Origin of the sequence: Bacillus sp. BF2-3, assembly GCF_008368795.1 — a bacterium.
In the GTDB taxonomy this organism is placed as follows: Bacteria; Bacillota; Bacilli; order Bacillales; family Bacillaceae_G; genus Bacillus_A; species Bacillus_A cereus.
On sequence record NZ_QOSA01000021.1, the window covers coordinates 1 to 8719 of the forward strand.

Here is an 8719-nt window from a genome sequence, read left to right on the forward strand (position 1 = left end):
AGGCGTAGTCGTTCCACCTGTTGTAATTGTTGTTCGAATGCTACCTCCTTGCTGTTTATTATAAAAATAAATCAGCCCCCCATTTGGAGATTGGATTGTGTTTACACCAGGTTTTAATGTAAATGATTTTATCTTAGAATCTTCTCTCCAAGAAGCATCATACGAATACGTTCCAATATATACCTGAATATCTTGATTACCTTCTACATTAATCGTTATTTGTTCATTTGGCTTTGCATATAAACCAGTTGGTTCATATGGACTAAATGCCATACTTTTTCTTTCCTGTTGTTTCAGTACCTCAACATCCCCTTTTCCTGGGACTGTAAATGTTCTATTTTCAGATTTGACTGACTTTTCATTTTGCAGTGATGTCGATAAATTTTTTTGCTGCTGCGTTTCCTCTGCAAAGACATCTGATGAAGAAGCCATTCCAGAAGCAATTATTGTTAATGTTGCAGTAGCTACAAGTATTCTTTTAGTTTTATGCTTTGATTTATTCCCCATAGTATCTCCCTCTCATTTCCTTAATAAATTTAATAGTTTTGGTTTCTTTAGCATGTACTTACGTGCAAAAACAGTTCATGAACTTGTATTTATTACTTTTTTACATAGTCCTCCCTTATTCTATTTATAATTATATTTTGATATTATTTTATGACACATATTAATACAACTTTATAAAATATCAATCAATAATGAGCTTTTATGTTTTGATTTGGTATTCTTAACTATCTTATAAATCAAATAAATTACATAAAGGTATTCATTTCGTATGAATAATACTGTAAATCAAATTATTTTCAGATTAATAATTCACAAAAAATTAATATTATGTAAAATCCTATCAAGGCAATAAATACAAACTAATTTGTCATACATACATTGAAATCACTAAGACATTTACTATCATCCGAATAATTCATTCCTTTTTTCTATTTCAGTTTAAGTTTTTAAGTTATTAGGAGATAAAAAAGCGAATCTATTTTGAAAATAGATTCGCTTTTTTACGTATAACATAAACTTTCAAGTTCTTTTAATTGAATTTTTTATAAAAAGAAAAGGTACTTCCCAAAAGAGAAGGATCCTCCTTGCTCAAACATGTAGGTCTTGATAACCTTTATCTCTGATATATCTCATTTATAGTTTGTTTAATTGACTATGTCTTTTAGAATACATAAAATATACTATTATCCCTATAAATAACCAAATACCGAAATAAACCCAAGTTTTTAAAGGTAGATTTACCATTAAGAATAAGCAACATGTTATTGAAATAATCGGTAAGATTGGTACCAGTGGTACCATAAAACCACGTTTTAAATTCGGATGTGTTTTACGAAGAATGATAACAGTTACGCCAACCATGGCGAATGTTAATAACGCTCCAATATTCGCTATATTCGACAATTCTTTTAAATCGATAAATCCAGCAATTAAAGCACTACCAATCCCTGTTAACCAAGTTGAGAATACTGGCGCTTCTGTCTTCTTATTAATTTTCGCAAAAGGTTTTGGTAATAAACCGTCACGGCTCATCGCGAAGAATACACGTGTTGTTGCATAAATGTAAGCGAAAATTACAGCCATAATACCAATTACAGCTCCAACAGCGATTACACCCGCCACTTTATCTTGTCCTACAACTTCTAATACGTAGGCCATTGCTTCTGGTACATCTAATTCCTTATAAGAAACCATACCTGTCATAACCAGACAAACTATAACATAAATAATTGTACAAATAACTAATGAAGCAATAATACCAATCGGTAAATCACGTTGTGGATTTTTTACTTCTTCAGCAGAAGTTGCTAACGCATCAAATCCTAAAAAAGCAAAGAATACTGCAGCTCCTCCGGAAAAGACTCCGCTTATACCATACGGTGCAAATGGTATCCAGTTTTCTGGTTTCACGTAAAAAATACCAACTGAAATGAATAAAACAACAATACCAATTTTTATTAATACCATTGCGTTATTCACTCGCTTACTTTCTTTCGTACCTTTTGATAATAACCAAGTTATTATCAATGTAATGATTACTGCTGGTAAGTTAACAATTCCACCTTGCGTCGGAATCGTTAACAGTGATTTGGGTATCTCAATCCCAAATCCACTTACTAAGTTGTGGAAATAGCCTGTCCATCCACCTGCTACCGCCGCAGTTGTAACTACATATACTGACAGTAAGGTCCATCCCATTAAATGGGCTACAAACTCACCAATCGTCGCATATGAATAGGTATACACACTACCCGAGACTGGAAGGGTAGAAGCGATTTCTGCATAACATAGGGCTGCAAACCCACAAACAATTGCGGCAATCATAAATGAAAAAATAACTGCTGGACCCGCATCTCTTGCAGCTACTAATCCAGTTAATACAAGTACTCCTGTACCAATTATTGCACCTATCCCTAGCATGGTAAGGTCAAATGCGCCCAACGTTTTTGTCAAAGTCTTACTTTTACCATCTTCCAACAATTTCCTTACTGATTTTTTCCTAAATAAGTTGGCCATAACACACGCCTCCCTTTATTTAAAAAGGAGCTAAGATATCGTCTCCTAGCTCCCCTTAAGTAAAATAATTTTATTTTATAAGATTATTGAATCGTTATTTTACCTCATTGGCAACAAAGAAATGCTCACATACACTTGAAATACGTTTTAAATCCACATTGCCACCTGAAATAACCGCTACTACTTTTTTACCCTGTACATATTTATCAACTTTGCCTGCAAGAAGAGCGGCTGTTGCTAATGCTCCCGCACCTTCTACGACAGCCTTTCCGCGTTGTAGTAAGTCTTTCATCGCTACTTCTAATTCTTCTTCTGATACAGTTACAATGTCATCTACTAGATCTTTTACAATTTCAAAAGTTAAATTCCCTGGTATTTTTACTGCACAACCATCCGCTATTGTTGGTGCTTCATAGTGTTCTAAAATTCTCCCCGCGTCATAAGAAGCTTTCATTCCATGAACATTATCTGCTTGAACCCCAATAATATTAATGGAGGGATTAAATGATTTCAGTGCTACAGCAATCCCTGAAATAATTCCTCCACCACCAATCGGAACAATAACAGTATCAACATCCCACATATCATCTAGAATATCTAAGCCAATTGTCCCTTGGCCAGCCATTACTTCTACATCATCATATGGATGTAGGTATGTTTCGCCTGTTTCTTTTATAATCTCTTCACATTTCGCTTTTGCATCATCAAACGTATCACCGTATAAAATAACTTCCGAACCATATCCTCTCGTCGCATCCACTTTAGCTTGCGGTGCAGAGGTTGGCATCACAATTTTACTTTTGATTCCAAGTAAATGAGAAGATAATGCGACACCTTGTGCATGATTTCCAGCTGAGCAGGCGATTACACCACGTTCTTTTTCTTCATTTGTAAGTTGAGAAATTTTATTAAATGCACCACGAAACTTGAATGAACCTGTTAACTGCATGTTTTCCAACTTCAAATAAATTTCTCCACCGGTTTTACTGGTTAAATAGAAAGATTTAACCAAAGGGGTTTTTCGGGCATTTACATCAAGAATTTCTTTGGCTTTTTTAATGTCAGTGATATCTAACAATACGTTTTTGGTAATCATACTAACACTTCTTTCAATTGTTTAAAGTCCAAACCTAGCGTCATACCTAAATTTTCGTAGGTAATAATACCTTTATATACATTTACCCCAGATGCTAATGATGATTTATTTTGAATTGCAATTTCTAATCCCTCTTTAGAAATTGCTAGTAAATACTCAATATTTCCATTTGCCAACGCCATAGTTGAAGTACGTGGGGTGGCACCAGGCATATTTGGTACTGCATAATGAATTACGTCATGTTTAATAAATACAGGATTATCATGAGTTGTATAATGATCAATAGTTTCTACTGTACCACCTTGATCTATTGCGATATCCACAATGACACTTCCTGGCTTCATAGATTGAACCATATACTCTTTAACAATTTTAGGAGGGCGAGATCCTGGTATTAAAATTGTTGAAATAAATAAATCTGCTTCTTTAATCGTTCGCTCTAGATTTTCAGTATTAGATTCAATTATATTTACTTCTTCTGTTGCGTATTGCTTTCTTAAATATGCAATTCTTTCTTGATTAACCTCTAGAATTGTAACACTACATCCAATTCCAATTGCCATATCACAGGCATTAGTTGCAGCATTCCCTCCACCTAAAATAACTACATTTCCGGCTGGGATTCCCTCAATACCTGATAATAAAATCCCTTCTCCTTGATGTTGTTTCTCTAAATAATAAGCTCCCATAAATACCGCACGTCTTCCAGCAATTGCACTCATAGGTTTTAATAATGCTAAATTTCCATCCTCACTAATAGTTTCACCAGCAATCGCAGTAGTTCCAGCTTTTCTCATCGCTTCTACACACTCTTTAGACGCAGCCAGATGTAAAAAGCCCCATACAATTAGATCCTTTTTAAAGTAATGGTATTCTGCAGGTAGTGGTTCTTTTACCTTTACTACCATATCAACATCCCATGCCTGGCCTTGATTTACTATGCTTGCTCCTGCATTTATATATTCATCATTTGTATAACCAGAACCTAATCCAGCATCTTTTTGTACTAAAACTTCATTTCCAGCTGAAACTAATTTTTGAACATTTTCTGGAGTCATCCCTACACGAGCTTCCCCTTTTTTTATCTCTTTCACTACACCAATTTTCATATCTACACATCCTTTTTTAGAGTGAGTTATAAATTAAATTAATTATTGTCAGATAAATATAAGATTCAAAATATTCATCCTTAAAATATTTTTCGAATATAATTTAATTTATAACATTGGATTGCACCTACAACATAACATTAGTAAAAATAACAGGTCAACAATTTTGTGAAACATTTCACAAAATGTTTTATTTAGTTGATTTTCTATATTTTATATCGAAAATATGATTGAATCCCTCAATACTTTGTGATATTCTTCACAAGAATATATCTTCTCTTTTGAATTTCGATTTACCATTTTACTATATCACAATATTAAAATACCTCATTTATTCTTATTATTCATATAAAAGAAATCTCGTTTTTAACTTCATGTTTCGGGTTAAATTAAAGAATTTCTTTTAATGTATAATTCATTGAATTTTACTCGCCTCAAATCATGTGAAAATTTTCACATGATTTGAGGCGAAATTAAACTTTCTTTACTTATACGTTTAATTTCTTTTTTATTTAGTATCTGAAATGTATTCAAATTCTCTAGCTGGTAAGGATGAGGGGCGGCTATTTATATGGATGCAGGATATACTATCAAATAATTTAACAAACAGGATAAAGAATTCATAAGAGAATTTATATATTTTTCTAATTGGGAGTGATTATTTTGTCACAACAACAACTAAAAAAGGATATTGGTTTCTTTGCAGCATTAACCACAGTTATTGGTACCGTTATCGGCGCCGGAGTATTTTTCAAGCCCACTGCATTATATGGAGTAACAGGAACAGCTAGCCTAGGATTACTTGCATGGGTAATTGGTGGTATCTTGACCGTTTGCGCAGGACTAACTGCTGCTGAACTATCTGCCGCTATTCCTGAAACGGGGGGAATGATGGCATATTTAAAGAGGACTTATGGAAACTTAACTGCTTTCTTGCTTGGCTGGGCACAAACTGTCATATACTTCCCTGCAAATATTGCAGCTCTTGCTATTATTTTCGGGACACAAACGGTTAGTTTATTTGGCCTAAATGTTAATGAACACAAAATACTAATTATCGCAATTGCAATTATCACAGCAACATTTGTAACTCTTATGAACTTTTTAGGAGCTAAAGCAGCTGGTGGAATCCAAATGGCTTCGACTATATGCAAATTGGTTCCATTAGCATTGATTATTATTTTTGGATTACTACACAAAAGTGACGTTACTTTTCAGCTTTTTCCAATTGAGGCAGGGCCGAACAAATCTATGATATCTGCCCTTGGATCTGGTTTACTCGCAACAATGTTCGCCTATGATGGATGGATTCATGTAGGGAATATTGCTGGAGAAATGAAAAACCCTAAAAAAGACTTGCCTAAAGCAATCGTATTAGGATTATCAACAGTAATGGTTGTTTATTTATTAATTAATGTCGCGTTTCTAATGGTCATGTCTGCAACATCGCTCGCAGGTACTGATACACCCGCTTCTCAAGTAGCTACAATTCTTTTTGGAGCTATGGGAGGAAAACTAGTTACCATTGGCATTTTAATTTCCGTATTTGGAACGATTAATGGTTATATTATGACAGGAATGCGAATTCCTTATGCCATGGCTATTGAGAACAAACTACCATTTAGTAAATGGTTTGCTACATTATCTAAAAATAGTCGGGTCCCTTATAATTCTGGTCTATTTATGCTATTTATTTCAATTATTATGATGGCCGTCGGCGGATTCAATACTCTTACTGATATGTTGGTATTTGTAATATGGATATTCTACACAATGACATTCCTTGCTGTATTCATCTTACGAAAAAGGGAACCCGAACTTGTGCGACCTTATAAAGTTCCATTGTATCCTTTTATACCATTAGTTGCTATTATTGGCGGATTGTTCATTGTTATTAATACCTTATTCACTCAACCTCTGCTAGCTTTATGTGGAATAGGTCTAACTGCACTCGGCCTCCCGATTTATTACACTATGCGTAAAAAGGGACAATTTGGTTTAGAAAATCATAACGAGTAGACCAGTCTTTCTTAAAGATGTGTTACAAAATTTTATGATTAGATTGCAATTAATAAATAGTCTATTTTACTTCTTTATCTTTCTAAAAGATACATTAGTCTAACAAATACTAAACAAGGTTTTTGGGTTCTCCTTGTTTAGTATTTGTTAGTGTTCTAGTTTTTTACCCTAAGTTAATTTACACTTTATCCATGTTGCATATAAATAGTCTATTTTACTTCTTTATCTTTCTAAAAGATACATTAGTCTAACAAATACTAAACAAGGAGAACCCTTTTTGGGTTCTCCTTGTTTAGTATTTGTTAGTGTTCTAGTTTTTTACCCTAAGTTAATTTACACTTTATCCATGTTGCATTTCTACCTTTAGAAACTAATTTAATGTATCCCTGTGAATTTAAAGCGTGTAATGTTTTATTTATAGTACTTTCACTTATGTCTGGATACATGTTTCGAATATTTTCTTTAGTAAAAGGATTATCTTGTCTGTCTATGTATTTTTCAATTCTTTTTCTTTTAGTATGAGTGCTAATACAATTTTTTATTACACAATTTAATTCTTTATATGCAGCTAAAACAATGTCTAAAAAAATTTTCATCCAGAAAACTACATTATGATCGCCTTGATACCAGTGAGCTGCAGATTTATACAGAGCATCATAATAATCTGATTCATATTCTTTGAAATATTTATCTATACATGTATATTTTACAAATGTAAATCCACTTTCAATTAATAACCATTGAATTAATATTTTTGCTAACTTGCCATTCCCTTTATTAAATGGATAAATACATAGGAAATTTAAGATAAATTGAGAAATTAGTAGGAGCGGATGAAAATTCCCTTTAGCCCTTAATGCATTATATTGTTCGCATAGATCATATAAATATTGCGGAACCATATCATATAAAACAACTGTACGTAATTTAAATTGATCTTTTAACTTTGGAATAGAAGATAATACAAGTTCGCTTTTTCTCCAATTACCACTTTCAGAAGTTGAATAATTCATTAATTGGAAGTGTAATTCTTGAATTGTTTGCGGTTTAATAGGTAATTTGTGGTTTTCTTTTTGCACAAGTTCTAATGTTTTGCAATAACAAAATAAAGCGTCCTCTTCCAATGTTTGAGGGCTAGCATGATGATCAACTAATTTTTTTAACTGTTTATTTGAGAATGTAAAATTTTCATATATATTAGGACAAGTTTTAATATATTGCAGTGATATACTCTTTTCCAAAAGATTAAATATCTCTGGTTTTTGAGTTTGATATGCTGATATTGCTCCTTTATATTCACTGATTTTACTTATAATATTTATTAGCTCTCTTTTAAATTCTAAATTTGTATATTTTTCTTCAAAGAAATTTCTCATCTCGTTCCCTCCTTTCCCTAAGGTTTATTACCAACTTTGTATGCTCCATTATCCCCCTAATTTTCACATTTCCTACTGTAGGCTCGTTGTTTTATAAACGTCCAATAAGAATGTAATTAAACGATAGCCAGATGCACATAGAAATCACTCTCTTCCATAAATGTATGTAATTTAATAGATTTCTAATGTTTATTAACAAATAAAAGGGCACTTCCTTAAACTTCTAAAAAAGTGCTTTTTATTTAATCAAATATATCTGTCTTTAGTGACTTAAAGGCAACTATGCACAAAAGGTATCAACCTTTTGTGCAAATCATAACATATTTAGCTATAAATAATTATGTCGCTTCTAAAAACGTTCAATCTTGATATGTTATGAACTAATGTCGTACAGAATCTTAATTTCTTAATAATGTTTATAAAATGATTCTTTACAAGATGAAAGTACTTTATTTCTATTTAAACAAACATTTTTTCTATACTATTTGCTTTCAGAGTATATTAGATTAGGTCCCTTTAAACTGTTGCTAAGTATTTATCGTTTTCCGACAGAAGACTCCTTCCTCAAAAATGTGGAGGTGTGAAACACCAATTTT

General features: G+C 32.6%; 6 protein-coding genes. 1 reads left to right on the forward strand and 5 read right to left on the reverse strand.

The genetic code is table 11. The features are described from left to right. From DN401_RS16930 to ald, 4 genes are all read right to left on the reverse strand, one after another. On the reverse strand, window positions 1-507 hold a 507-nt coding region (locus DN401_RS16930), incomplete at its 3' end, for a M60 family peptidase N-terminal accessory domain-containing protein (RefSeq protein ID WP_304521037.1). A gap of 633 nt (window positions 508-1140) precedes the next feature. Then, the gene (locus tag DN401_RS16935) at window positions 1141-2523 is read right to left on the reverse strand and encodes an amino acid permease (RefSeq protein ID WP_086422633.1); all 1383 of its coding nucleotides are present in this window, start codon (window positions 2521-2523) and stop codon (window positions 1141-1143) included. A gap of 94 nt (window positions 2524-2617) precedes the next feature. Continuing rightward, window positions 2618-3619 carry a bifunctional threonine ammonia-lyase/L-serine ammonia-lyase TdcB gene (gene tdcB, locus DN401_RS16940; RefSeq protein ID WP_000628979.1) on the reverse strand — a complete coding sequence of 334 codons (1002 nt, stop codon included), beginning with the start codon at window positions 3617-3619 and terminating at the stop codon, window positions 2618-2620. Further along, on the reverse strand, window positions 3616-4728 hold the full coding sequence (ald, locus tag DN401_RS16945; RefSeq protein ID WP_149287878.1) for an alanine dehydrogenase: 1113 nt from the start codon (window positions 4726-4728) through the stop codon (window positions 3616-3618). The genes tdcB and ald overlap by 4 nt, the downstream gene beginning before the upstream one ends. A gap of 663 nt (window positions 4729-5391) precedes the next feature. Between ald and DN401_RS16950 the strand changes: the two genes are divergently transcribed. Then, entirely contained in the window at window positions 5392-6747 is a 1356-nt protein-coding gene (locus tag DN401_RS16950) for an APC family permease (protein ID WP_149287879.1), read from the forward strand. 323 nt (window positions 6748-7070) lie between these two features. Here the strand turns inward: DN401_RS16950 and DN401_RS16955 are convergent, their stop codons facing one another. Continuing rightward, window positions 7071-8123: a Fic family protein gene (locus DN401_RS16955; RefSeq protein WP_149287880.1), complete on the reverse strand. Its 1053-nt coding sequence runs from the start codon at window positions 8121-8123 to the stop codon at window positions 7071-7073. Window positions 8124-8719 lie beyond the last annotated feature (596 nt).